The organism is Tissierella sp. QWL-11, from assembly GCF_058683765.1.
Window position 1 is genome coordinate 46235 of the sequence record NZ_CM178750.1, and the last position, 25463, is coordinate 71697.

General features: G+C 30.8%; 23 protein-coding genes and 1 pseudogene. 8 read left to right on the forward strand and 16 right to left on the reverse strand.

Going from position 1 to position 25463, the window contains the following annotated elements; genetic code table 11:
- The first annotated feature begins 54 nt into the window (after positions 1 to 54).
- From AC4PG3_RS00275 to AC4PG3_RS00290, 4 genes are all read left to right on the forward strand, one after another.
- Positions 55 to 975 (forward strand): Fic family protein, encoded by a 921-nt coding sequence (locus tag AC4PG3_RS00275; RefSeq protein ID WP_492197094.1) that lies wholly within the window; start codon positions 55 to 57, stop codon positions 973 to 975.
- A gap of 56 nt (positions 976 to 1031) precedes the next feature.
- Positions 1032 to 1271: an aromatic acid exporter family protein gene (locus AC4PG3_RS00280; RefSeq protein WP_492197095.1), complete on the forward strand. Its 240-nt coding sequence runs from the start codon at positions 1032 to 1034 to the stop codon at positions 1269 to 1271.
- Between the two features lie 345 nt (positions 1272 to 1616).
- Positions 1617 to 2204, forward strand: coding sequence for a DsbA family oxidoreductase (locus AC4PG3_RS00285; RefSeq protein ID WP_492197096.1), 588 nt, complete (start codon positions 1617 to 1619; stop codon positions 2202 to 2204).
- 77 nt (positions 2205 to 2281) lie between these two features.
- Entirely contained in the window at positions 2282 to 3868 is a 1587-nt protein-coding gene (locus tag AC4PG3_RS00290) for an ABC-F family ATP-binding cassette domain-containing protein (RefSeq protein ID WP_492197097.1), read from the forward strand.
- A 72-nt stretch (positions 3869 to 3940) separates the two neighbouring features.
- Here the strand turns inward: AC4PG3_RS00290 and AC4PG3_RS00295 are convergent, their stop codons facing one another.
- The 8 genes from AC4PG3_RS00295 to AC4PG3_RS00330 all read right to left on the reverse strand — a co-directional run bounded on the left by AC4PG3_RS00295 (position 3941) and on the right by AC4PG3_RS00330 (position 12172).
- On the reverse strand, positions 3941 to 5404 hold the full coding sequence (locus AC4PG3_RS00295; RefSeq protein WP_492197098.1) for a protein adenylyltransferase SelO: 1464 nt from the start codon (positions 5402 to 5404) through the stop codon (positions 3941 to 3943).
- Between the two features lie 94 nt (positions 5405 to 5498).
- Positions 5499 to 7076 carry a phosphonate ABC transporter, permease protein PhnE gene (gene phnE, locus AC4PG3_RS00300; protein WP_492197099.1) on the reverse strand — a complete coding sequence of 526 codons (1578 nt, stop codon included), beginning with the start codon at positions 7074 to 7076 and terminating at the stop codon, positions 5499 to 5501.
- Entirely contained in the window at positions 7048 to 7779 is a 732-nt protein-coding gene (gene phnC, locus AC4PG3_RS00305) for a phosphonate ABC transporter ATP-binding protein (protein ID WP_492197100.1), read from the reverse strand. Before phnC ends, phnE begins: the two co-directional genes overlap by 29 nt.
- A gap of 12 nt (positions 7780 to 7791) precedes the next feature.
- Positions 7792 to 8664 (reverse strand): phosphate/phosphite/phosphonate ABC transporter substrate-binding protein, encoded by an 873-nt coding sequence (locus AC4PG3_RS00310; RefSeq protein WP_492197101.1) that lies wholly within the window; start codon positions 8662 to 8664, stop codon positions 7792 to 7794.
- Between the two features lie 172 nt (positions 8665 to 8836).
- Positions 8837 to 9571: a YczE/YyaS/YitT family protein gene (locus AC4PG3_RS00315; RefSeq protein WP_492197102.1), complete on the reverse strand. Its 735-nt coding sequence runs from the start codon at positions 9569 to 9571 to the stop codon at positions 8837 to 8839.
- A gap of 13 nt (positions 9572 to 9584) precedes the next feature.
- Positions 9585 to 10337 (reverse strand): exodeoxyribonuclease III, encoded by a 753-nt coding sequence (locus AC4PG3_RS00320; RefSeq protein WP_492197103.1) that lies wholly within the window; start codon positions 10335 to 10337, stop codon positions 9585 to 9587.
- 14 nt (positions 10338 to 10351) lie between these two features.
- A complete protein-coding gene (locus AC4PG3_RS00325; RefSeq protein WP_492198237.1) occupies positions 10352 to 11206 on the reverse strand; it encodes a tRNA 2-thiocytidine biosynthesis TtcA family protein in 855 nt (284 codons plus the stop codon).
- Between the two features lie 42 nt (positions 11207 to 11248).
- The gene (locus AC4PG3_RS00330) at positions 11249 to 12172 is read right to left on the reverse strand and encodes a DMT family transporter (protein ID WP_492197104.1); all 924 of its coding nucleotides are present in this window, start codon (positions 12170 to 12172) and stop codon (positions 11249 to 11251) included.
- Positions 12173 to 12323: 151 nt separating this feature from the next.
- Here AC4PG3_RS00330 and AC4PG3_RS00335 point away from each other — a divergent pair, with 151 nt between their 5' ends.
- The 3 genes from AC4PG3_RS00335 to AC4PG3_RS00345 all read left to right on the forward strand — a co-directional run bounded on the left by AC4PG3_RS00335 (position 12324) and on the right by AC4PG3_RS00345 (position 15172).
- Positions 12324 to 12989 carry a helix-turn-helix domain-containing protein gene (locus AC4PG3_RS00335; protein ID WP_492197105.1) on the forward strand — a complete coding sequence of 222 codons (666 nt, stop codon included), beginning with the start codon at positions 12324 to 12326 and terminating at the stop codon, positions 12987 to 12989.
- 110 nt (positions 12990 to 13099) lie between these two features.
- Positions 13100 to 14194, forward strand: a complete 1095-nt coding sequence (gene ychF, locus AC4PG3_RS00340) for a redox-regulated ATPase YchF (RefSeq protein ID WP_492197106.1) — start codon at positions 13100 to 13102, stop codon at positions 14192 to 14194.
- A gap of 159 nt (positions 14195 to 14353) precedes the next feature.
- Positions 14354 to 15172 (forward strand): MerR family transcriptional regulator, encoded by an 819-nt coding sequence (locus AC4PG3_RS00345; protein ID WP_492197107.1) that lies wholly within the window; start codon positions 14354 to 14356, stop codon positions 15170 to 15172.
- A gap of 81 nt (positions 15173 to 15253) precedes the next feature.
- On the opposite strand, the gene AC4PG3_RS00350 is transcribed toward AC4PG3_RS00345, so the two are convergent.
- The 8 genes and pseudogenes from AC4PG3_RS00350 to AC4PG3_RS00385 form a co-directional block, all read right to left on the reverse strand.
- Complete coding sequence (locus AC4PG3_RS00350) at positions 15254 to 17065, reverse strand: flavocytochrome c (protein WP_492197108.1); 1812 nt, start codon at positions 17063 to 17065, stop codon at positions 15254 to 15256.
- Positions 17066 to 17242: 177 nt separating this feature from the next.
- The gene (locus AC4PG3_RS00355) at positions 17243 to 18634 is read right to left on the reverse strand and encodes an ISLre2 family transposase (RefSeq protein WP_492196315.1); all 1392 of its coding nucleotides are present in this window, start codon (positions 18632 to 18634) and stop codon (positions 17243 to 17245) included.
- A gap of 263 nt (positions 18635 to 18897) precedes the next feature.
- A complete protein-coding gene (locus AC4PG3_RS00360) occupies positions 18898 to 19545 on the reverse strand; it encodes a redoxin domain-containing protein (protein WP_492197109.1) in 648 nt (215 codons plus the stop codon).
- A 10-nt stretch (positions 19546 to 19555) separates the two neighbouring features.
- On the reverse strand, positions 19556 to 20251 hold the full coding sequence (locus AC4PG3_RS00365) for a cytochrome c biogenesis CcdA family protein (protein ID WP_492197110.1): 696 nt from the start codon (positions 20249 to 20251) through the stop codon (positions 19556 to 19558).
- Positions 20252 to 20361: 110 nt separating this feature from the next.
- Entirely contained in the window at positions 20362 to 20499 is a 138-nt protein-coding gene (locus AC4PG3_RS00370; RefSeq protein ID WP_492197111.1) for a hypothetical protein, read from the reverse strand.
- A gap of 303 nt (positions 20500 to 20802) precedes the next feature.
- On the reverse strand, positions 20803 to 21285 hold the full coding sequence (locus AC4PG3_RS00375) for an L-2-amino-thiazoline-4-carboxylic acid hydrolase (protein WP_492197112.1): 483 nt from the start codon (positions 21283 to 21285) through the stop codon (positions 20803 to 20805).
- 64 nt (positions 21286 to 21349) lie between these two features.
- Positions 21350 to 22125 (reverse strand): annotated as a pseudogene (locus tag AC4PG3_RS00380) (SDR family NAD(P)-dependent oxidoreductase).
- Between the two features lie 22 nt (positions 22126 to 22147).
- Positions 22148 to 23455: a hypothetical protein gene (locus AC4PG3_RS00385; RefSeq protein WP_492197113.1), complete on the reverse strand. Its 1308-nt coding sequence runs from the start codon at positions 23453 to 23455 to the stop codon at positions 22148 to 22150.
- Between the two features lie 498 nt (positions 23456 to 23953).
- On the opposite strand from AC4PG3_RS00385, the gene AC4PG3_RS00390 reads away from it, so the two are divergent.
- The gene (locus tag AC4PG3_RS00390) at positions 23954 to 25294 is read left to right on the forward strand and encodes an ISNCY family transposase (RefSeq protein WP_492196949.1); all 1341 of its coding nucleotides are present in this window, start codon (positions 23954 to 23956) and stop codon (positions 25292 to 25294) included.
- The last annotated feature ends 169 nt before the right edge of the window (positions 25295 to 25463 follow it).

Here is a 25463-nt window from a genome sequence, read left to right on the forward strand (position 1 = left end):
AATCGCCTTGACATCATTCCGATATAGGTATAAAATTACTATGAGGTGATATTTATGGACTATATAAGTATAAAACAAGCAAGTGAAAAATGGGAAATAAGCGATAGTAGGATACGACTATTATGTCGTGAAGGTAGAATAGAAGGTGCTACGAAAATAGGAAGAAATTGGGCAATCCCTTTTGATGCAGTAAAACCAATTGATGGAAGAGAAACTATTAACAAAGAATACCTTGGTTTAAAATATGATTTTAGTATTATTGATTCTATAAAAGAGAGAATTGATAAGTATAGACCATTTTCAAAACAACTTGCAGACTCACTTAATGAAAAACTAGTTGTAGAATGGACATATAACAGTAATGCCATTGAAGGAAACACTTTGACAATGTCTGAAACAAAAGTTGTACTTGAAGGGATTACTGTTGGCGGTAAAACTATGGTTGAACATTTAGAAACTATTAATCACCGTGATGCTATTCTATTTATAGAGGATTTAGTTTCTAACAAAGAGCCAATTTCAGAATGGAATATAAGAAATATTCATTCTTTAATATTAAAGGAAATAGACAATAAAAATGCTGGAAAATACAGGACAGAAAATGTAGTAATTAGTGGCGCAAAACATATCCCACCTAAATATTATGAAATAACTAATTTAATGCAAGAGCTTAGTGAAGAATATGATAATAATTGGAGGGATTATCATCCAGTAGTTAGGGCAACGTTACTACATGGTGAATTTGTGAAAATCCACCCTTTTATTGATGGCAATGGTAGAACTGCAAGACTTCTATTAAACTTCGAGCTAATGAGGAATGGATACACCCCAATTATTATTAAAAAAGAAAATAGAGCAAAATACTATGAAGTATTGGACATTGCACACACAACAATGAATTATGAACCTTTCATAAAACTGGTATCAGAGCTCGTTGTAGAGTCTGAAAAACTTTGGCTATCCTTATTGGATTAGTATTTGAGTTATTGATAGGAATATATAATTTTATATAATATTTGAGAGGTATCTTTATGAAAAAAATTGCAGAAAAAGAGGACAAAAAAATAAGATTTATTGGTATGAGGGTTATAAAAACAGTTATCTCTGTATATGTATGTTTTGTAATAAGCTTTCTTAGAAATGGAATTCCATTTTATTCAGCAATAGCAGCAATACTTTGTATGCAAAGCGACTATGCTAATAGTCTTAAAGTTGGAAAGAGTAGGATGGTAGGAACTTTGATTGGAGGGATATATGGATTTTTAGTATAACTGCTTCCAGTGGTAGAAATATGGGGCCAATGTATTTTACATTAAATAGGATGATTGATACATTAATTGGGATAGTGGTCTCTCTTGTTGTAAACTTAATTATGTAAGGTAATTGGTAATTATATTGGTATTCAAGAAAATAAATAGTGAAATCAAATATGGAATAAAGGTTATGAATTAGACATGAAACCAAGATCTAAAACTAGATGAACTATCCAATCTTAAATAATAAATTATGCATTATCAGATATCATCATAAAAACCCACTTTTGCTATAACCACTTAATAATGTTTTTTTATACTCATATAGGGTATATCTAAATTAAATATGAAAGGGGTGTTTTCATGACTGATATAAAAGTATTTTCAGACTTTGCTTGTCCATTTTGCTATATAGGGCTTTCTATAGCTGACAAACTACGAAAAGAAAATCCTGAGATAAATATAAAGTATTATCCCTATGAACTAAACCCTGATATGCATAAAGAAGGGGAAGACTTAAAAGATAAAATTCCAGAAGAACACCTAAATAAGGCCTATGAAAGAATAAGGGGTTTAGGAAGTGAATATAATCTAGTCTATAATAGTACAGAGAACTTTAATACTAATAAACTCCACAAAGCAAGTCTATTTGCAAGGGATGAAGGTAAGTTTTATGAATTTGCAATAGAAGCTTTTAAAGCCATATTTGAAAATGGAGAGAATGTCTCTGAAGACGTAGTAATAAACGATATAGGCATAAAAGCAGGATTAAATATAGTTGAAATGAATAGATGTTTAGATAGTGGAAAATATGAAGATGAAATGGAAGAGTCAAAAAAACTAGCCCGAGTATACGAAATAGACAGTGTTCCAAGCTTTATAGTAGATGAGAGGAAACTAGTCACTAATTTAAAGCCATATGAAGAGTTTAAGAAAGATTTATTAGAATAGAGTTTTAAACCTTTGTAATTAACCATCCTTGTATGGTATAATATCTTGATATTATATTAGATAAGGATGGTTTTAAATTGATAAATGTAAATAATGTAAGTTTAAGATATGGTTCTCAAAAATTATTTGAAGATGTAAATTTATCCTTTACTTCTGGAAACTGCTATGGAGTAATAGGAGCAAATGGTGCTGGAAAAAGTACCTTTTTAAAAATATTATCTGGAGATGTAGAGCCAAATACTGGAGATATTTCAATAGATAAAAATGTTCGTATGTCTGTCCTAAAGCAGGATCATTTTGCATATGATGACAAAGAAGTCTTACAAACTGTTATCATGGGTAATAAAAGACTTTATGAAATAATGTTAGAAAAGGATGCCATATACGCTAAAGAAGACTTCAATGATGAAGATGGTATAAAGGCAGCTGAGTTAGAGGCTGAATTTGCTGATATGGACGGTTGGAACGCAGATAGTGAAGCTTCTTCCCTACTACAAGGTCTTGGAATTCCTACAGATTTGCACTATACAAAAGTATCAGAATTAACTGGTAGTCAAAAGGTAAAGGTACTTTTAGCCCAAGCCCTATTTGGTAAGCCAGGAATATTAATCCTAGATGAGCCTACAAATAACTTAGATGTAAAGAGTATTAAATGGCTACAAGAATTTTTAGGTAATTTTGAAGGTACAGTTATAGTAGTATCTCATGATAGATATTTCTTAAATGAAGTATGTACACATATGGTAGATATTGACTTTAGAAAGATAAAAATGTTTGTGGGAAATTATGACTTCTGGTATGAATCAAGCCAACTAGCACTACAAATGATGAAGGATCAAAATAAGAAAAAAGAAGAAAAGATCAAAGATCTTCAGGCCTTTGTAGCTAGATTTAGTGCAAATGCATCTAAATCAAAACAAGCAACTTCTAGAAAAAAACTACTTGAAAAGATAACCCTAGATGATATTCAGCCTTCAACTAGAAGATATCCATTTGTAGGATTTGCTATGGAGAGAGAAGTGGGAAATGAAATTTTAACAGTAGAAGATTTATCCATAGAAATAGAAGGAGAGAAACTACTTGATAATCTATCCTTTAGGGTAAATAAAGGAGATAAAATAGCCTTTATAGGTGATGAAATTGCAATCACAACTCTATTTCAAATTTTAATGGGAGAAAAAGAAGCAGACACCGGAGAATATAAATGGGGACAAACAATTACTACATCCTATTTTCCAAAGGATAATTCTAAATTCTTTAATGATGTAGATTTAAGTCTTGTTGATTGGATGAGACAATTCTCAGAAGATCAATCTGAAATTTATATAAGAGGATTTTTAGGTAGAATGCTTTTCTCTGGAGAAGAAGCTCTAAAAAAAGCTAAGGTATTATCTGGAGGAGAAAAAGTAAGATGTATGTTATCTAGAATGATGCTTAGTAATTCTAATGTATTAATTCTTGACCAACCTACAAACCACTTAGACCTAGAATCTATTACATCTGTAAACAATGGACTAAAGGACTTTAAGAGTAATATCCTATTTACATCCCATGACCATGAGTTTATCCAAACTATTGCAAATAGGATAATAGAGATAAAAGAAGATGGCTCATTCGTAGATAGAGTCATGACTTATGAAGAGTATATAGAAAAATTTTATTAAATGAACAAACGGGAAACTTTGTTCACCCTATGAAAAGGTGCCAATTTTTGGCACTTTTTTTATAACGAATTTTTAAGTTCCACAATATGTTACATAGGGTACAGATGATGGATCAGGAGGACACATATACTCTTCATTAACTTTTGAATAATTATATGGATTCGATAGAGCATAGAGAAGTCTTTTTAGCACTGTGTAGTCGCCTTCTTCCACAGCAGCTTCTAGAGCTTTTTCTACCTGATGATTTCTAGGTATTACAGAAGGATTAGAGCTTTTCATTAACTCTTTAGATAATTCTTTTGATTCTTTTTGTCTCTTTAATCTATTTTCCCATTTGGCATTCCATGATTTAAACTCTTCACTTTTAAATAAATCAGATTTATCTAGCTTATCCAGGGTTAAATAGACAAATGTATTGGTATAATCTGCATTATATTTCTCCATTAGATCTAAAAGTTCTTGTACAAGGGATTCATCATCTAATTCTTTATTAAATATTCCTAATTTAGATCTCATTCCAATTATCCAATTATCATGATATAATTCATCAAAATTTTCAAGTGTACATTTAGCTAATCTAGCGGATTTGTTTATATTTTCGTGAATTAATGGAAGTAGAGTCTCTGCAAATCTTGAAAGATTCCATGCTCCAATACCAGGCTGATTTCCATATGCATATCTTCCATATCTATCTATAGAACTAAATACAGTTTGTGGATCATAAGTATCCATGAAAGCACAAGGTCCATAATCAATAGTCTCTCCACTTATAGTCATATTGTCAGTATTCATTACCCCGTGTATAAATCCTATTAATTGCCATTTAGCAATTAGACTAGCTTGAACTTCTATCACTTCACTTAGTAGGGCAAGATATGGATTTTCATCTGTTTTTATATCTGGAAAATGTCTGTTGATGGTGTAATTAGCTAACTCTTTTACAGCATCTATTCCTCCCCAATTAGCAGCATATTCAAAGGTCCCAACCCTTATATGACTTTTAGCTACCCTAGTTAAAATGGCTCCATCTAGGGGAGTTTGTCTAAGAATTTTATCTCCAGTTGTAACTACAGCTAGACTTCTCGTTGTAGGAATACCTAAATTATACATAGCTTCACTAATGATATATTCCCTTAACATAGGGCCAAGTGCTGCCCTACCATCACCACTACGAGAATAAGGTGTTCTTCCTGAGCCTTTTAGCTGTATATCGAGTCTCTCACCAGATGAAGTAACTTGCTCACCAATTAGCGTAGCTCTGCCATCCCCAAGCATTGTAAAGTGTCCATACTGATGTCCTGCATAAGCTTGAGCTATTGGGATAGATCCTTCTAGAACATGGTTTCCAGCTAATATGTCTATACCCTCTTTGCTTGTTAACTGCTCTATATCTAGACCTAAGGAATTTACTAATGGTTCATTGATAATAACTAATTCAGGTGAACTTACAGGATTAAATTTAATTTTACTATAAAATATTTCAGGAAGTCTTAAATAACTATTATCTAAATTCCATCCCTTATCTATCATATTCATAAATTTAATTCTCCTATTCTTTTATAGTATTTGCTACAATACTATATTACCCATAATCTAAAAATTAATGAGCAAAATTTCCCGTCCTCTTAGTTCATCTAAATTTCTTTCTTAGAAAATTGCTAAATTGGTCTATTAAGATTACCATAAGCGATGTCCCTAGAAGTAATAGTCCTACCCTCTCCCAGTTTCTCCAAGTTATATTCATGGAAAGTGTAGTACCTATGCCACCTGCACCTATTATACCTAGTATCGTAGAGTTTCTGATATTTGACTCCAGTCTATATAGACTCAAGCTTAAAAATGTAGGCAATGTATGAGGTATCAATCCATATCTATAGCTTTCTATATTGCTAGCTCCTGTGATTAATACACTATTTTTGATATTTTCTTCAGTGTTTTCAAGTACCTCACTATACATCTTTGTTAAAACTCCTGTGGTATATATACTAAGTGCCATAGCTCCTGCAAGAGGCCCTGGCCCTACGCCCCGGAAAAATATTATAGCTGTTATAATCGGGGGAAATGTCCTTAGTATATTTACAATAGATTTAAATAATATTGAAATTTCTCTCTTAGGCGAAGTATTATAAGCTGTAAAATATGAAATTATAATTGCAGTTATAGAGCCTACTACAGTTGCAAATATAGCTATAAAAAAGCTTTCTGTTATTCCTTCTATAAGCTTCGGATAATAGCTTATATCTATATGAATCATTTTAATTAAAATATTTTTACCCTGTTCTAATCCTATTAAAAGTCTATCCCAAGTTATGCCTATGGAATTGATAATAAGGATTAATATAAATATTATAAATAATGGGGTAAATATGGATTTACCTATTTGATAATTTTTATAGGATTTTATAGTTTTAAATTTTATATTAGAACCCTTAAGAAAATTTCTTAAGATTAAACTTATAGTATCTATAATAAGTATAGTTAAAAATAGTATAAGTATCAAGGTAGCCAAATTATCATATCTTAGGTGATTTAAATCTCTCCACATAATTTGACCTATTCCACCTGCACCTACTAAGCCCAATATTGTTGCGCTACGAATATTTGTCTCAAATACTATAAAAAATATAGATATGGTGAGCTCAAACATATATGGAAATATGCAATATCTTAAGACTTGAATAGAATTTGCACCTACTGAACGGACAGAGTTAATTTGATTTTCCTTTATAGATTCTATATTTTCTCTAAAGAGTTTTGATGCCATTAAAAAAGCTATAATACTTAAGGCAATTATTCCTGAAAACTTGCCTATACTAAATATACTAACTAATATGGCCGCCCATATAAGACTTGGTATGGTTCTAAAAAAAGAGAATATAGCTGTAAGTAAGTTTGAAATATATTTATTTGGATTTATATTATTAGAGGTTAAAAGAGAAAATGGAATAGCTAAAAGTACCCCCATTAAAGATGATAAAATTCCAATTTCCATAGTCTCAATTAACTTCCCAAATACTTCTGTTCTATAGGAAAAATTTGGATTTAACATCCTCTTAAATAAATCCATCATACTAGGGAGCCCTGCATATAATCTCCCAAAGCTAAAGTTTACCTTATATCCTAAAAATATCCATAAGATTAAAGTAATTAATAGATAATAAAGTCTCTTTTTTCTTCTACTATTCATATATTTTTGTAAGGAGTTCATGATCTATTTCACCTGGCCCTCCATCAAATACTAATTTTCCTTTTTTAAGTCCTATAATTCTATCACAATACTTTTTAGCAAGATTCACATCATGAAGATTTATAATTATAGTCATATTCTTTTTTTCATTTACCTTTTTAAAATATTCCATTACATTTTCAGAAGTAGCTACATCTAAACTTGCAACCGGCTCATCTGCAAGTATTATCTTTGGCCTTTGACAAAGGGTCTTTGCTATGGCCACCCTTTGCTTTTGACCTCCACTTAGATTGTCAGCTCTTTGAAACATCTTATCTTCTAGCCCAACCTGTCTTAAAGCCTTAGCAGCTCTTTCATAATCTTCATCACTAAATATCCCAAAAATTGACTTAAAGGAAGACTTATATCCAAGTCTTCCTATTAATACATTTTCTATAACTGAGGATCTATCTATTAAATTATAATCTTGAAATACAAACCCAATTTCTCTTCTTAACAGTCTTACCTGTTTTTTGTCAAGACTTGTAAGGTCCCTATCATCTAAATATATTTTCCCACTTGCAGGCTTTACAAGTAAATTTATAGTTTTTAAAAGGGTGGACTTACCTCCACCACTAGAACCTATAACCCCTATAAATTCTCCTTGCTCCACTTCTAAACTCACATTGTCTACTGCTAATAAACTTTTATTATAAATTACACTTATATTTTCTAATTTAAGCAAAGTTGTCAACTCCTAATCTGCCTCTTTTAAATCTATATTCATAGTTTCAGCAGTATTTCTTATGATTTCATAGTCTTCATCACTTGCCTTTTGGAATCCATACATATTAAATAGGTTTATTAAAAGCTCGCTGCCTTCTTCTGTACCAGCTATTTTTAGTAAGGCATCTTCTATATCTTTTCTTAATTCAGGCTCCATATCTGATTTTACTGTAACACTTACTCCTGGTATATCTTCAGTAAACCCTAAAGTTCTAGTCTTTTCTAAAGCATCTGGAAACTCTTCTTTATATCTTTCTCTGGCCTCTCCAAATACAGCAATAACATCCACATCTCCATTTAATAGTAATTGAATAGACTTATCATGTCCACCACTGTTTACATATTGAATATCTTTTTCAATATCTATACCTTGATTAATTAAATGAGCTCCTGGAAAAAGGTATCCTGAAGTAGAGGATGGGTCAACAAATGCCACAGTTTTTCCTTTTATATCTTGAAAATCTTGTATGTCGCTATCAGCCATAACTAAAAATTCAGATTGATAGGTTGCTTTTCCACTTTTCTTTATAGCTGTTAAGATAACTTCTGCTCCACTTTCTTGATTTGCAAGTACATATGCAAATGGTGGTATAAATCCAAAATCAACTTGTCCTGAGCCCAAGCCCTCAACTACTCCTACATAATTTGTAGCAGTAAATCCTTCTACCTTTACTCCCAGTTCTTCTGATAACATATCAGTTAAAGGTTCTACAGATTCAATTAATTTATCTCCATCTCTCATAGGTACAAAACCCATCTTTAAAATGTTTTCTTCTTCTTTAGTACAAGATACTATACTGATTGACATAGCTAATACTAATAATAATGTTATAATTTTTTTCATATTCATACCTCCATAAACTTTATTATATTTAGAGTATATGAAGTTTTTTGATTATTTGCAATACGCTTTTGCAGATATTTATCAAGTGTGTTTGTCTGTTTGGATACACTTGATAGATATAATCTAACTAGTCACTTAATATTTCCAAAAAAATAAGGAGACTATCGTCTCCCTAATCCATATTTTTCTCTTCATTAAACAAAGTTTCTTCTTCTTTTTCATCATTATCCTGTGAACAAAGTTTCCCGTCCCCTTTGTTCATCCATTTTTCTTTTAAATAGATTATATCATCTTGAATGAATCTATGACTTACTCCACTTACATCAAATTTTACTATATTAAATACAGATTGGAATATTTGTCCTGATAAAAGTGCCATTATAACTGTACCTACACCTAAGTCTCCACCTAGAGAATATCCTATTATAACTACACCTATCTCTATTGTGGTCTTAAAGAATCTAAAGCTTCTCTTACTCTTTCTAGTCAAAGCTACCATAAGCCCATCACGAGGACCTGCTCCAAGACCTCCTCCTAGATAATAGTATGTTCCAAATCCTTGGATAATAACTCCAACTAAAAGTACTATAAACCTAATTACCACTCCATCAAACATTGGAATTAAATGATTTAGCATAAGTATATCCATAAAAATTCCTATCAATAACATATTTAAAACTGAACCCCATCCAATGGATTGTCCAAGAAATATATCAATAATAAGAATTATAAGACCTGCAAGTATATTAGCCTGTCCCACAGTAATTCCCAATAAATTTGAAACCCCTTGATCAAATACTACCCAAGGAGCTACTCCAAGTTGAGCATTTATAGTTAGAACATTTCCCACTGCAAACAGAAATAATCCTATTACAATTCGTATAAGTCTTTTATTCCAATCTTTCACATGATTACCTACTTTACTTTAATTTAAGTTCTACTGGACAGTGATCAGAGCCATACACATCGCTGTGTATAATAGCATCTTCTATCTTGTCTTCAAATTTTTTAGATACTAAAAAGTAGTCAATTCTCCAACCTGCATTTCTCTCACGAGCCTTTGTAATATATGACCACCAAGTGTATGCATCTTCTTTTTCTGGATAAATAAATCTAAAACTATCTATAAATCCTGCATCTAAAAGATTTGTCATCTTCCCTCTCTCTTCATCTGTAAATCCTGGATTTTTCCTATTTGAACTAGGATTTTTTAAATCTATTTCTCTGTGTGCCACATTTAGGTCTCCACAGATTATAACTGGTTTTATATCATCTAAGCTTAGTACATACTCTTTAAAGTCTTCTTCCCAATTCATTCTATAATCTAGTCTAGCCAATTTTCTCTGAGAGTTTGGAGTATATACATTTACAAGATAGAAATCTTCAAATTCTAAGGTAATTACTCTACCTTCTTGATCGTGTTTTTCAATATCTATACCATATTCAACTGAAATAGGCTGTTTTTTAGTAAATACAGCAGTCCCAGAATAACCTTTTTTCACAGCATAGTTCCAATATTGATGATATCCTTCTAATTCAAGTTCAATTTGTCCCTCTTGAAGTTTTGTCTCTTGTAGGCAAAATACATCTGCATCTAAATTTTTTATATCTTCTAAATGTCCCTTCCTTACAATTGCCCTAAGTCCATTTACATTCCATGATATAAGTCTCATCTATCTTCCCCCTATTAATACTCATCTAAAAATGAATGTTTCTCTCTATCTTTTTCCCATCCTAAAATCATATCCATATTTACATTTTGCGCTGCCCTAAATATTGATATATCCACATTTTTAAATGATTTCTTAAGTTCTTCTATTAAATCCTTTATCTCAAATCTCTTATTTCCAATTTTTTTAGCTGCCACCATACATGCACAATTAAGTGGCCATATTCCACTGTTTTGAATAAATCTTTTTATATATTCTTCCTCTATTAAATAAAGAGGTCTAATAAGCTCCATATTTTCAAAGTTATCAGCCTTCAATTTTGGCATCATAGTTTTAAAATTCCCTGCACAAAGCAAATTTAGCATAGTAGTCTCTATGACATCATTAAAATGGTGACCTAGAGCTAATTTATTACATCCTAGTTCCTGAGCCTTACTATATAGGGCTCCCCTTCTCATTCTAGCACACATATAACAGGGATACTCACCTGCTACTTTATCTGCAACCTTAAATACATCTGTATTGTAAATATGAACTGGTATATTTAGATACTCACAATTTTCCTCTAATAATTTTCTTATTTCTCCATGATATCCTGGGTCCATTGCTATAAATTCCAATTCAAAATTTGTATTTCCATGTTTATTTAATTCTTGAAATAATTTCGCCATAAGAAGGCTGTCTTTACCTCCGGATATGGCTACGGCAATCTTATCTCCATCTTGAATAAGTTCATATTCTTTTATTGCCTTTATAAATTTACTCCATATATGTTTTCTATAAGTCTTTATTATACTTCTCTCTATATCTCTTAATGGTTTTTTATCATTAAAGGGAGTCAATATTTCGCATCCATCACCCTTTAATTCCATATGTTTTTCATTCAAAAAAATCACTCCATCTAAAATTTCCTTCTATTCTAAGTCTTCCTTGAGCTTTTTTTCTCCAACATAAACTGTACCAAGTACTCCTATAACTATCATTACTGCTCCTATTATATCATATACTCCAAAATCTTCTTTTAATATAATTACCCCCGCCAATATAGCTACCACTGTGCTTATATTCCCAAATATGGCAGATTGATAAACTGGCAACTTGGAAATAGCATAATTTACTAAAAAGAAAGCTATAATTGATGACAATACGGCTAAATAAGACAGAGCTATGAAACTATTTAAATTAAGCATAGGCAAGAAATACTCATTTAATGTACCACTAAAAGCTTTCATTACAAATAATATGAAGTTAAAAGACATGGCTCCTACCCACATCATTACATAAGTTATTTCCACTGGTGTAAAATTAACAGAGGCCTTTTTAGCACCTATATTATAAAGTGAACCTGCTATAACTGCCATAAATAAAAGGAAAACCCCTAGATAATTTCCAGATGTAGTAGTTTTAGTTTTCATTACATTTATAAGAACTACTCCAAATACTGAGAGCAATATAAAACCAATCTGAGACTTTGAAAGTCTTTCATCTAAAAATATTCGTGCAAATATAGCTACAGTTATGGGAATAAGTGAAAGTATTAGACCTGATTCTGAAGTAGTGCTTAAATCTATACCCTTTACTTCAAATAAGAAATATAATACGGGCTGTAATATAGCAGTAACAACAACTAATTTTAAGTTTTTCTCTTTTAAATCTATTTTTATTACTTTAAAAAATTTCAATATAGTTAATATTAAACTTGCAATTAAAAATCTATATGCGATTAATTCAATTGAATTCATAGTCCTAAGTCCTATCTTGGCAAATAAAAAAGATAGTCCAAATATTATTGAATATGTTATTGATGCCAGAATTGGATATAGCTTTTCTTTCTCCATATTCCACCTCCATAAATCTTGCTATAATATAACACAATATCATCTTTTATCCTTTCTTACAACCAATTTTTATTGCAAATAAAAACTATACTTGATATAATACGATTAGCGATTGATAATGATTATCAGTATTATATGGAGGAGTATTAAAATGATTGAACTAGAGAATAAACTTATAAAGAGTATTTACTGTAACAATCAAGAATGTGCAATTAATACATATAAAGAAATTTTTCATCAATTAGAAAGACATAGTGTACATCGTAAACTTAGAACTATAAAAAACTATCTTATATTTTTAAATTCCTTTATTTATGGAAACTTATTTAAAAATAATACTTCTAATATAAAGAGATTTCAAAATAAAAATAAATTTCTCTTAGAAATAGAAAATACACATGATAGAGATAAACTATATAAATTAGGAGAAAGAATTATATCCTTTTATATAGAGTCCCAATCTTTAAAGATAAAAAGGACAGAAAATCGTATAGTAAATGAAGCAATTAAATTAATCCATTTAAATGCAAGTAAAAATATAAATCTAGAGAATATTGCTAAATCCATACATATTAGTAAAAACCACCTATCCTTTTTATTCACAAGATGTTTAAATACTAGCTTTAGTGACTACTTAAATAAAACTAGAGTTGAAATGGCTAAAAGCTTTCTTTTAGATTCCAATCTTTCAATTCTAGATATAGCTATGGAATGTGGTTTTAATAGCCAAAGCTATTTTTGCTGTGTATTTAAAAAATATGAAAATATGACTCCTAAAAAATATAGAGACCTACATCTTGAATCCAAATTTTCATAATCTTTTATTTGCACCTAAGGTAGATATATAGTATAATTTATCCTTGTAAAACAAAGATTTTAATTGCTTAATAAATAGATAAATACTTTAAAATAGAAAGGATACATTAGATGAAACTTGGAATAGTAGGATTACCAAATGTAGGAAAGAGTACACTTTTTAATGCCATAACTCAGGCAGGTGCAGAGTCAGCAAATTACCCATTTTGTACTATAGAGCCAAATGTAGGTGTAGTTGCAGTCCCAGATGAAAGATTAGAAGAACTTGCAAAGGTTCATGACTCAAAAAAAATTCTTCCAACGGCAATCGAATTTTATGATATTGCTGGATTAGTAAAGGGAGCTAGTAAGGGAGAAGGACTTGGAAATAAATTCTTAGCCCATATAAGAGAAGTAGAGGCAATTGTACATGTAGTTAGATGTTTTGAAAATGATGATATAGTTCATGTAGATGGATCTATAAATCCAGAAAGAGATATTGAAACTATAAATTTAGAATTAATATTTTCTGATATTGAACTTCTTGAAAAAAGACTGGAAAGAAGTAAAAAATCACTTAAAGGAGATAAAAGTCTTCAATCAGAGGTCGATCTTATAGAGAGAGCCTTAGGAGTACTAGAGCAAGGCAAGTCTATCCGTACTTTAGACTTAAGTGAGGAAGAGACTAAGATATTTAGATCCTTTAATCTATTGAGCTCAAAACCTATTATATATGCTGCAAATGTATCAGAAGATGATTTAGTATCTGGAGAAGATAATGAATATGTAGAGGCAGTTAGAAAAGTAGCTAGTGAAGAAAATGCAGAGGTAGTTACCATTAGTGCACAAATCGAGCAAGAGATATCTCTACTTGATCCAGAAGAGAGAATTGAATTTTTAAATGATTTAGGTCTTGAAAAATCAGGTCTAGATAAATTGATCCAAGCAAGCTATAGTCTTCTTGGACTAATGAGCTTTTTAACAGCAGGTCCAATGGAAACCCGTGCATGGACTATTAAAAAAGGAACCAAAGCTCCACAAGCGGCTGGAAAAATCCACTCAGATATGGAGAGAGGTTTTATAAGGGCAGAAGTAGTATCTTTTGATGATCTTATGAATAGTGATAAAAGCATGGCTACTGCTAGAGAAAAAGGTCTTGTTAGAATTGAAGGAAAAGATTATGTAATGGAAGATGGAGATGTAGTTTTATTTAGATTTAATGTATAAGAAAAAGCCTAGGATCATCATGATCCTAGGCTTTTAGTTTTAAAACTTAAATATAAAAAATATTGTTTTAATATTTTTTTATTTATCCTTGACACTTACACGATGGAAGAGTTTATAATATTATTGAGCTCAAAATTCATACATGTATGAGGTGATTAAATGTTAAAAATAGGTGATTTTTCTAAGCTTTCAAGAATAAGCATTCGTATGTTAAGATATTTTGATGAAAAAGATTTGTTAAAGCCTTTTAAAATTGATGATATAACTAGCTACCGATATTATCATGAATCCCAATTAACTACTGCCTGTACTATTATTGCTTTACAACAAATGGGATTTAGTATAGCTATAATTTCAGAAATACTAAATTATGAATCAGATTCTAAAAAACTAGAAGAATTTTTTAGTGAACAAAAAAACATCATAACTGAAAACTATGAAAATTCCTTACGTCAACTGCAATTACTTGAAACATCACTAAACCAAATAAGAAAGGATGAATATAAAATGAAATATTCTGTTATATTAAAAGAATTTCCAAAGATGAAAGTAGCAAGTATTCGTGAAATTATCCCATCTTATCAAGATGAGGGTATGTTATGGAATAAATTAATGCCAGTTTTAACTAATAAAAATGTTTCTTATCCTAATCCATGCTATGCCTTAGCTATTTTCCATGATAAGGAGCACAAAGAAGATAATGTAGACGTTGAAGTACAAGTATCTGTTGAAGGAAATTATTCTAATGAAGGTAATATACATTTTAAGGAACGCCCTTCAGTCTTAATTGCCTCAGTAACTTTTAAAGGCAGTTATGATCAGGTTTCTTTTGTAAATGAGGCAGTTGCCCATTGGGTATCAGATAATAATTATATCTTTGATGGTCCAATGTTTAATATTTACCATGTAAGTCCTGCAACTGAAAGTAATCCTGATAATTGGGTTACAGAATGCTGTTTTCCTGTTAGAAAGAAATAAAACTAAAGAATAACAAAAAGGGGTATAGCATTTTAGCTATACCCCTTTCCTATTAAATTAAAATTAACTATTATATACCAATTATTTATCCATTACTGACTTACCAGCAATTCTACCAAATACAACTATATCAGTTATAGCATTTCCACCAAGTCTATTAGCTCCGTGGATACCACCTGTTACCTCTCCTGCTGCATATAATCCTGGGATAACTTGATCATTGCCATCTAATACTTGAGCACTAGTATTGATCTTTAATCCTCCCATAGTGTGGTGTAATGCAGGGTATCTTAAAGTTGCATAGAATGGTGCTTGATCAATTTTTTCTCCCCATACTTTTCTATCAAATTCAGGATCATTTTCATTTTCTACATAGGAGTTAAACTTTTCTACTGTAGCTTTTAAATTTTCTTCAGGTACTCCTATTGCCTTAGCTAATTCTTCTATAGAATTTGCTTCTACTACTGTTCCCTTTTCAATTAATACATCTAATTTTTCACCAGAAAGAGTTAATCTATTTTCTGGGATTATTTTACTGTCATTAATCATAAAATACTGTCCATCTGTTTGTTCAAAAGTAGTTAAACATAATTCATCTCTTCCAGCATCTTCTCTTACATATCTATTACCTTCTTTATTGATAAAGAAAGAATGTTCAACATTTATAGATGGTCCAAATTTATCTCCTGGCATTGGAAGTAATTGAATGTGTTTCATATCAATTAATTCTGCTCCAATTTTTTCTGCCATTAAAATTCCTTCACCTGTTAAACCAGGATTATTAGTTGAAGTTATTTTTTCTGGTAAGTTTTCTTTAGTGTATATACCGTCAGATAAATATTCTCTTAGCATTTCGCTATTTGCAGCATATCCTCCAGTTGCCATTATAACACCATTTTCAGCTTTTAATGTATAGTTCTTATCTATACCTTCTGCTTTAACTCCAATAACTCTATCATTCTCTACTATTAATTCTGTTGCTTTTGTATCTAATAAGATTTCACATCCATTTTCTCTTGCTGTTTTCTCTAATACATCTATATAACTAGTTCCTAATGGTTCTACTGTTTGATTTGATCTATTCCACATAGAACCAACAACTGAACCTATTTTTTCGTTCCACTCTAATCCATAACCTTCTAACCATGAAACTCCATCCATAGCATTTTCAACTAATGTCCTAACAAGATCAGGATTACCTACCTTATGTCCACCTTCATAAGTTTGTTGGAAGTGCTTTTCTACTGAGTCTTCTATACCTTGAGCTTTTTGTTTTTCAGGATTAACTGCATTGTATGCCCCACCAGCACGTATTGTATTTCCACCTAAAGCAGGCATCTTTTCAATAAGTATAACTGATTTTGCACCACTTTCAAATGCACTAACAGCAGCTGATAGTCCAGCTCCTCCACCACCTACGATTACAACTTCAGCAGATTTTTCTTCATCAGTCTTTGTTATAGGTTCTTTTTCAACTTTTTTATTAACTAAATCCATATCAACACCAGATTGTTGAAGTGCATCTTTTATAGCTAACTTAATACCCATACTACTAATTGTACATCCTGCAACAGCATCAACATTTATTGATTGATTCTCTACTACAGCTTCTGGAATTCTTTCTATTGCAAGATCAGATATTTTAGGTGTTTCACTATGTTCTAAAACATTTACACCTATTATCTTATCTTCATCAACTTCAACTTCTACTTCTAATGGTCCACCATATCCTGTTCCTTCACCTATGTACTTACCAGGAGTAAATATTCCTTTTTCTGCTTCTCCAGATGTATTTGATCCATCAACTACATCTTCTTTAGAACAACCTGCTAACATACCTAAAACTAATGTTAAGCAAACGATTGTAGCAACTACTCTTTTAAATTTTTTCATTTTATATCCTCCTTTAGATATTATTGGATAAGATTGTTTGTCAATTACCTAACAATCTTATCCAATAATATTTTAACTCACAATTAAATATTTGTAAAGCTGTTATAATGAAATGATAGTGTCAAGTTACTTTGGGTTTTATAAATAAAAGCATCTTCATATATTTATGTATTAAACTTAGGCTCCTCTAAAGGACTTAAGTATAGTGTTTAAGCCAGTATTTCTACCATCAGCTAATAGAGGTATGTTACCAATAACCTCATTTGCTGTTTTAGATATTATTTTTTTACTAATATTTCTCTTTTCTAATTTTAGTATTCTTTCTTTTTTTAACTGCTGTTTTCTTCTCTGATTAAATAGTTCATATACATTTCCACCGTTAGCCTTAAAAGCCCTCAATCTTGACATTTGATTGACTCCAACTTCACACCATCCAAGAGGTCTAGAACTTAGTCTATCTGATAATATATGACTTATGTGACCTTCTGCACTGCAGCCTATATAATCATCGTTATACTGATTTTTAATCCCTTCCCAGTTGTTTAAAATATATCTCTTTGAATCTTTAACTGATTCTTTCTTTGTATCTGTTTCTGTTTCTTCTAATATTATTTTAAAAAGCTCTTTAACATTTTCTATCTCTAATCTATTTATATAATTCCATAGGGGATGTGTTATATGTGGTAAATGAGCTGTAGCTTTCTTTACATACTTGGATAAATGAAATCTATCTAATACATATACAGACTTATTTATCCATCCTACTCCTTGTTTTATCCAGCTTGCACCATCTCCTGAAAGATATATCTTTTCTATTTTATCCATATCATAAGCTTCATCTATGTAATCAGCTACTTCCAGCCATAGATCTTCACTTGATTTATATACTCCACTAAATACTCTCTTATTTATCAATCTGTATCTATCTTTACTTACTTTTTCTCTTCCTTCATGAACATAAACAAGCTTTGGTTCTATACATTTACCTACTTGAAGAGCTACATGATCTTCATCAGCTTCAATGTATAAAAGCTTTATTTCATTATTTCTTTTCTTTATTGGAATTACATTGTTTTCTACAACATCAAGTTCTCTAATTGTATTCATTACTGTTTGACCTGTTATATCTAGATTGTCACTAGCTTGAATTCCACTTTTTCTGTAAGAGGAATCTATTGATTCTTCTACAAGCTTTGATTTCATTAATGTATCTATCTTATCATGTGCTTTTATTCCTAGCATTTCATCTGATAAATATTTGTATTCACCTGTTTTCTTATTTTCATAATATGTCCTTTTGTATTTAACTTCTCCAAATATTGTCCCTAAACTTTTTACATTATCTTTACTTTTTACAATCCAGTCTTGTTTTCTATTAATATCTTCTTTTACCCTTTTATCTATTTCTTCTAACGCCCCAGAAACTAGATCTACTCCTACTTCATTTAGTGTATTTTTTATATTTATTGCAAAGTCTGATATTCCTTTTCCTTCTTTTAATACTATTTCTAAGTTTTTATTTGTACTTTCAATGATTTTTTCTACAATTTGTTGTATAATTGTATTCATAAGAGCATCTCCTTTTATATGTGTATTTGGTTTGGACACCTATATACTATCATATCTTGGAATGCTCTTATTTTATTTTTGATTATTTTCCCCAATGTAATTTTACACTAAGTAATGAAATTCCCCCATATTTCGACTTATTTTTCAGTTCCAGATATAGCTTTTTTAAAAATGCACATATTATAATCTCTAATTTATAAAAGATAAAAATAAAACTTTCCTAATAAATGAAAAAGACAAGAATAGTATCTTGTCTTTTCCATTTATTCTATATTTTCTCTTACTGCCGATAATACTTCTTCCATTTGTTCGTATTCCATCATACCAGGTACTCCTCCCAATAAAACTCCCTCTTTATCTAGAAAATATGATGTAGGGAAAGAGCTTATTAGGTACTTCTTAGAGATTTCTCCCTCTAAATCAAGTACAACTTCAAAGTCATATCCACCATCTTGTATATATTTTTGAACCATATCTTCATCTTCTTGAAAATTTACTGCTAAAACTACTAGATCATCATTTTCTTTGTCTAATTTATCTAAATCTGGCATTTCCACATCACACCAAGTGCACCAAGTAGCCCAAAAGTTTAGGAGTACAATTTTACCTTTATAGTCTTGAAGACTAACCTCTTCTCCCTCTAAGTTTTTCAGTGTTATTTGTTTACCATCTTTATCTTCAAAATTAAAATCAGGTGCAGGCTTTCCCACTGCTATATCTTGACCTTCTACAAATTGAGAATCTACTGGTTCCTCAGGAGCTTCAGAGTCATCTATATCTTCTGATCCCTCTTGCTGATTATCTCCCACATTATCTGGGATATCTGAATTTTGGTCTCTACTTGTTAAAAAGTAAATTCCACCTACTATAACTATAGCTCCCAATAAAATTATTAACCATTTATTTTTCATAATCAACCTCCTAAATCAGTAATCTACTTATATTTATTACCTTATTGAAAAATATCAACAATCCAAATATTACCATTATCACACCACTTATAATGGGTAAATATTTTAACATTTTTTCAGCCTTCTCCATGAACTTTACAAATACATTTATAAATAGAGCTGTAAGTATAAATGGAATCCCCATACCTATTGAGTATACTAAAAGAAGAAATATTCCCTTTGAAACTGTAGCAGTTCCACCTGCATATATTAATATAGAGGCTAAAACTGGTCCAAAGCAAGGGGTCCAACCTGCTGCAAAGGCCATTCCCATAAGTATAGAACTAAACCAATGAGTCATCTTCTTTGGAGCTTTTACTCTTTTATTTATATTTATAAATTTAAAATTTAAAATCCCCATCATATTTAATCCAAATATTATTATAATTATTCCACTTATTTTAGAAAATATCTCTTTATTTCTTATGAATATCTTCCCTATAAAACTTGCTGAACTACCCATTATAATAAATATTATAGTAAATCCTAATACAAACCCCAATGTCTTTATGAGAGCTGATAATCTCTTCTTCTTTAAATCTTCTTCTACACTTACTCCTGTGATATACATTATATATGCAGGTATCAAAGGTAATATACAAGGAGAAAAAAAGGACAAAAACCCAGCACCAAAAGCTAATGGAATAGAAACATCTGCACCAAACATACCCATACCCCCTATCCTTATGTATATGATATATCATAACATATTTATACCCAAAAAACTATTAAATAATAAAACACTGTATATAAAAATACACAGTGTTTTGTAGAATTTTATTTATATTCTTTAACTTTAGAGTGGTCGCCCCCACAACAACTAGCACATCCATCTTGCTTTCTCTTGTTTATTATATGTCTCATGGAAAATACTACAGATGTTAGAATTATCCCAATAATTACATAATCTATCATAATATACTCCTCACTATTTCAAATTTCCTATTGATAGTTGTTATCAGTATCTACCTATAAACTTTACTATATAAAATTAAAAAAATATATGAAAAATATATGTTTTTTTATAAAAATATTACGATTTCTTCTAAGCCATTTTTTAAACTATTCAATGCTCTCGAGCTGTAGTTTTCTCCAATAAAAAATACCTCCAAGTAAACAGTTTAATTAAACTGTCCACTTTGGAAGTATCCTATCATTTATATATATACTATTTTATTTATTATAACCATCCCAAATTTTGTCAAATAGTACTAATATTTATTTATGAAATTTAATGTTACATGTCTTACATTTTTGAGCAATTGTATCACCTAGCTCAAATTTATATCCTAAAGCTTCAGCTATTCCTCTATCTCCATCCATTGCGATATCACATAATAACTCAATTGTTTCACTATCTAAGTCTAACTTCTTCCATCCCTCTACTAATGCACAATAATTGAATTCGATATGAAGATTTTCTGACTTTATCTCTTTGAAATCAATTGCAAAAACTTGTGCTACTATAGGATTTAAGAAAAACTCTTGAAATTGTGTTATATCTTCACTGTTTTCTAAAGCTTCTTTTATTTGTTTTCCTTGCATTAATCCAGTTTTTCTTATTGCTGCTCTAGTTATCTTTTCTGCATCATAACCCTCTTTTTTTGCTTCTAAAAACATCAAAGCCATCCATGTTGCTCTGTGTTCAATAGCACCTCTAACTAAATCTCTCTTTTCTTCCATAAGTTTATTTTCATTCATCTTAATCTCTCCTTTTTAGAATTATTTATTTATCCTTTTTACAATTATTTAGGATGGATATTAACTATTTGTTGTAACAATACATTGGGTTTAAAGTGATGCTTCTTCCACCAGACACTTCAATTACTGTGCCCATCATATAGCCTGCAGCATCGCTTGATAAAAATACTATTGGTTTAGCTATTTCCTCTGGTTCTGCTAATCTTCTTAATAAAGTTCCATTCATATTAAACTCTAATTCTTCTTCACTGATTCTATTTTTAACTAATTCAGTCAACGTAAACCCTGGCATAATTCCATTTACTCTAATATTATTTGCTGCAAATTCAGCCGCAAATGTTATGGTTAGGTTGTTTATAGCAGCCTTCATAGGTCCATATAGAGTACTCCTACCTGCTGAGGGACATCTTGCAGCTAAGGAACTCACATTTACTATGCTACCTCCTCTTTCTTTCATATGCTTAAATGCTGCTTGACATCCAAATACTGTTGATTTAAAACATGCATTATAGACAAAGTCAATTTCATCTTCAGTATAAATATCGCCCTCTTTGTCACCTATGGCTCCAACATTATTAATCCATATATCTATCACTGAGTATTTATTTTTCACTACTCTGCAAACTTGTAAACCTCTTCTTCATTGGTCATATCTAATTTGTATCCTTCAACAGAGCCAAGATTTTTTACTTCCTCAATCCCTAGATCAATTGAAGTTTGATTCCTTGCACAAAATATAACCTTTGAACCTTCTTTTAAATATTCTTTTACTACAGCTAATCCTATTCCTTTGCTTCCACCAGTAACTACTACAATCTTATTTTTTAAGCCTAAATCCATAAAATCACCCTTTTAATTTAATCTATTTGAAAAATAAGCTAATTACTAATCCTGCTATTAGTACTGAACCTGAAGTTGCACTTACAAAACCTGAAACTAGTGTCTTAGGAAGTAGATGATCTTCAAGAATTTTGTATTCCTCATCATTTGATGCTGAAACCCTAGCTGCCTCAACACTTAATACATAACTTGCTGGAAATCCTCCTGCAATACTACCAAGTCCAAGGGCGAAAGACATTGCTGTACTCATTCCTAATTTACGTCCAATTGGTATTGCAAAAGCTGCAATACCAGCAGTAGCTAGTCCTATTAAAACAGCAAAATCTTTTACAAGTTGTCCCAAACTAGCAGGTGTTATACTATTTAGTCCTGCAAAGACAAACATCATTATAATTGTATATACATATCCTAAACTCTTTGATTTTTCAAGCGGCTTTACCTCAATAAGTCCAAATTCTGCTGATAATACTCCAACTAATAGTGCCCAAACAAATTTAGATATATATCCACCTGAAAGTTTTTCTAGATATCCTGATACAACCACCAATACAATCATCTGTAACAATATAAATGTATCACTTTTGTATTGATCTGGAACCATGGAAATAAGCTTTGGTTTCTTTTCTTTTCCACTTATTTCTAACTTTTCATCTATTACTAATTCACCTTTTCTATATTTGGAAAGTATATTCTTACTCTCTTTTTTCAAACATATACTTGTTAATGGATATCCAACAAATCCTTGTAACACATAAACAGCCATAGCTAGAACAAATAAATGCTCATTTCCTTCAGCAATTTGTTGCATCATCAATGCTGCTACAAATCCACCTGTAAGTGGTGGCGCTGCAATAGCTGCTTTTTCAAATCCTAAAATAAATCCACCTAGTGTTATAACTACGACCATTATTCCCAGCATTCCAGCTAGTGTTATAATTACAGTTTTCCATTGGGATTTAAGCTCATCAATATCAAGCATTGTACCTAAATGTACTACCATCATCATAACTAAAAGTGTAGGTAAATTTGGAGCTACTCCTCCCAATACTAAAATATCCTTTGGAAAGAAAGTCCAAAATCCTGCGACAAATAATACTGCACTTATAAACATTGATGGGATTGAAGCTTTTGTTTTAGTTGAAAAAATTTCCCCTATAACTATGCAAATTGCCATCAACATGAAAGCCGAAGCTGTATCAAGAGTTTCTGCCCCTATCCAAACTTTATAAACTGCAAAATAAGCTATGGAAAGTATTATTAAAACAATTAGTACTTTTTCTAGCATATAATTTGAACTTTTTTTGCCCTTCACATTCTTGTTAATTTCCATTACAACTCCTCCAATAGTTATTATGTTATTTAATTTAATATATAAATCCTAAATATTTTCATCTATTTACTATAACGTTATCCTATTCTATAGATATCCAACTTCTATACTTAACAAAAATAACAAAATCTTGAGTTTTTAAATTTGGATACCTATAGTTTTTTATATCTTTTAAATTTTTTGTAAAAAAGTTATTATTTCTTCCATTAAGTGGTATAATTGTTTTAGTCGTCTTTTCTATGGATTGTTAGGTTGGCCCTTAATATGACACTAGAAATTGGCGACTTTTTTATCATTAATTTTAGTTACCAATGTTTAACTCCTACTTATTTTTTAACATAATATCAATAATTTCTTTATCAGCATTTTTCATTCCACCATTACAGAATTGTCCAAGATTCTTTATGGTCTCTTCAACTCCTGGTGTAGTTATTCTATGATAATGTCATATTAAAATTATTCTGATAAAATGTCAGTATGAGAAAGGAAATATTTAATATGACACAAAAAGAAATCTCTAGGCTTAGAGTCATCAATCAAACTATTGATGAAGTATTAACTATTCGTGAAGCTGCTGAACTTTTGAACTTAAGTGAACGGCAAGTATTAAGGTTAAAGAAGGGAGTTAAGAGTGAAGGACCTGGGTTCATTATCCATAAAAATAGAGGTAGAAAGCCAAAGCATGCTACAACGGATGATATTAAGAATTTAATTGTTAAACTGAAACAAACAAAGTACAAAGAAGCTAATTTTAATCATTTTCATGAGTTAATAGAAGAACATGAAAGTATAATAATTAGTTATCCTACTGTGCATAGAATTTTAACTAAGGCTGGTATTAAAAGCCCTAAAAAACATCGTAAGCGAAGGGTTCACTATCGCAGAAAAAGAAAACCTCAAAAAGGAATGTTGGTTCAAATTGATGCTTCGCCACATAAGTGGATTATTGGTGGTGATTCTTTTGATATTCATGGTGCTATTGATGATGCTACTGGCGAAATTCTAGCTCTTTATTTTACTCCTAATGAGTGTATGGAAGGGTATTTTGAGATAGTTAGACAAATAGTTTCTAATCATGGTATTCCTACTAGTCTTTATTGCGATCGTCATGCAGTATTTGTGCCTCGTAATTATGATAAATTATCTATTGAGGATCAATTAGAAGGAAAAACTGTTAATTTAACTCAGTTTGGTAGGGCTATGGAGGAGTTAGGTATTAATACTATCAAGGCATATTCTCCACAAGCTAAGGGCCGAATTGAAAGGCTATGGGGTACTCTTCAAAGTAGATTACCTGTAGAATTTAAAATACATGGTATTAAAACTATTGAACAGGCTAATTCTTTTTTATCTGAGTTTATGATTAAGTACAACAAAAAATTTGGGGTTTCTCCTGAAGATAGTACTTCTGCATTTAGAAGTTTAGATTCTAGTATTAATCTTGATTATATTCTTTGTATTAAACAAGAGCGCACTATTATTGAAGGTTCTGCTTTTTCTTATGGTGGAAAGTATTATCAAATTGTGAAAAATGATAAAAAATCTAGTGCATTACCAAAAGCTAAATTAACCGTTTTGACTAGCGATAAAATTGGAGTGAAAGCTATGTATTCAGGTCTAGTTTACGATACAAGAGAGTTGAAGGAACGACCTAAAAAGGCAATTTCTCATCATCCTAAGGAAAAGATTTGTAAAGCTAAACCATCTAAAAATCATCCTTGGAGGGTAGATTTAGATAAAAAAACCATACCCTATAGAGAGAACAGTCTGTATGAACCAGATACAGAGATCGATGAGATCTTAAAAGGATTGTTCAACTCCACTAGGGCATGGGGGTAAAGAGATTTACTCTTTAGAATATCATACTTCATTTTAAGGCTCTTTTTCAAGGGTTTATTTTCTTATGCCTATTTTAAATTGGAAATTCATAAATACAAGTATTTAATCGTTTATGCCGCGAAAGCCTATTGATATGGGGTAGACCCCTCTGGTAAAATCTTGAGGCGGA